This is a genomic window from Alcanivorax sp. HI0083, assembly GCF_001635175.1.
On sequence record NZ_LWFX01001125.1, the window covers coordinates 1 to 1,928 of the forward strand.

3 protein-coding genes are annotated in these 1,928 nt (G+C 60.5%); all 3 read left to right on the forward strand.

Annotated features, from left to right (window positions below; genetic code table 11):
• Positions 1-129: 129 nt before the first annotated feature.
• Positions 130-714 carry an RNA polymerase sigma factor RpoE gene (rpoE, locus tag A3754_RS15685; RefSeq protein ID WP_063520457.1) on the forward strand — a complete coding sequence of 195 codons (585 nt, stop codon included), beginning with the start codon at positions 130-132 and terminating at the stop codon, positions 712-714.
• A gap of 4 nt (positions 715-718) precedes the next feature.
• Entirely contained in the window at positions 719-1,303 is a 585-nt protein-coding gene (locus tag A3754_RS15690) for a sigma-E factor negative regulatory protein (protein WP_063520458.1), read from the forward strand.
• A gap of 3 nt (positions 1,304-1,306) precedes the next feature.
• The coding region (locus A3754_RS15695) for a sigma-E factor regulatory protein RseB domain-containing protein (RefSeq protein ID WP_304439838.1) at positions 1,307-1,928 on the forward strand (622 nt) is incomplete at its 3' end.

The window sequence follows — 1,928 nt, forward strand, 5'->3', positions numbered from 1 at the left end:
TGTGAAAAGGTGGCGAAATCGTGCCCATGGTGTAGCCGCCGCCCGGGCAACTGCTACAATGGCGCGTTTTAGTGGGCCGTCATGCGGCCATGGTTACTTCACGCGTTTCGCGATAGATCCGGGGGATCGGTGTCAGACGAAGAGTTGGTCAAGAAAGCCAAAACCGGCGATCAGCGTGCCTTTGAGGTGTTGGTGCGAAAGTATCAGCAGCGCCTTTTCGCGTTGATTAGTCGTTATGTGCGTGACCAGGACGAGGTCCAGGATGTTGCTCAGGAAGCCTTTATCAAGGCCTGGCGCGCGCTGCCCCGATTCCGTGGAGACAGCGCCTTTTATACCTGGCTTTACCGTATCGCGGTCAATACCGCCAAGAACCACCTGGTGTCGGCCGGCCGCCGGCCGCCGGGCTCTGACCTGGACGCTGCAGAAGCCGAACAGTACGCCGGTGCAGAAATGCTGCACGAGATTGGAACCCCGGAGTCCCTCGTGTTGTCAGAGGAACTGGAGGCGGTCATTCATGCAGCGATTAATGAGCTGCCTCAGGAGTTGAAGACGGCCGTGACCCTGCGTGAATTCGAGGGCCTCAGCTACGAGGACATTGCGGTCGTCATGGAATGCCCGGTGGGCACAGTTCGGTCCCGGATTTTCCGGGCCAGGGAAGCAATTGACACAGCTGTTCGCCCGCTATTGGGCTCACAGCGCGGCGATAAAGGGTGAGAGTATGAACAGGGATTTGGAAACGCTGTCCGCGTTCCTTGACGGTGAAACCAGCGAGTTGGAAACCCGTCGGGTAATGCGTGATATCGACGATAGCGAGCTGGAAACGCTGGCTCGCTGGCAGTTGGCCAGTGACGTTATGCATAGCCAGGCCTCCATGGCGGTGCCGGCGGGCTTTAATGCCAGCCTGTCTGCTGCGCTGGCAGAAGAAACCTTGCCTGCTCGCCGCCCTGCATGGCTGGGCGGCATGGCGCGCCTGGCGGTAGCCGCGTCTGTGGCTGCGGCTACGGTGGTTGGCTGGCAGACCTGGGAAGGCAGCCAGGCGGCGAATGGGTCAGCAGCACCGGCTCTGGCCGCTGCGGCGCCGGATAACCGCATCAACCGTCCATTCGCTGAAACGTCCCTGGTGTCCCAGGCGTTCAAAACCAGCAATGTGACGGCGACCCCTGCTACTGCGGTGCCGGTCTCCCAGCCCCGTGTGAATAACATGCTGCTGCGTCATAGCGATTTCGCTGCGCGCCATAGCGGCCAGGGGATGATGCCCTTTGCCCGGCTGGTCAGCATGGACGCCCGTCACGGGGCCCGCTAACGGATGATGCTTCGAGCTCTTGCCTTTTCTCTGACTCTCTGCTCGCCGGTGGTGGCGCTGTCTGAAGTGGCGCTGGCGAATCCCTCGCCAGCGCAGGACCAGCTCCAGTCCATGGCGCAGGCCAATCGCTCCCTCAATTACACCGGCCGTTTCCTTTATCAATTCGGTGCTGAAGTCAGCACTATGGAAGTGAGCCATGCGGTGATTGGTGGCCGTGAGTTCCAGCGGTTGACCCACCTGGATGGCCGGCTGGTAGAGGTGTTGCGCCGGGGTGATGAGGTGGTGTGCCTGCATCCAAACGGCACCTTGACTCGGATTAATCGCAAGCAGGCCGGCCCGCTGGGGCTGGGTGAGCGTATCGCTCACGATGTGCCCGAACAGTACAATATTCTGGTGGATGGCGATGGCCGTGTTGCTGGTCGTGCGGCTACGCGCATGCGTGTGGCGCCGCTGGATACCCATCGCTACGGCTACCGCCTGTGGCTCGATAATGAGAGTAATCTGCTGCTTAAATCGGAAGTGGTTGATGGCAGTGGTGTGGCGCTGGAGCGGGTGGAATTTGTTACCTTGACCTTGGCCGCGCCGCTTACCGAGCAGGATTTTTCCATCCCTGAAACCGTGAAAG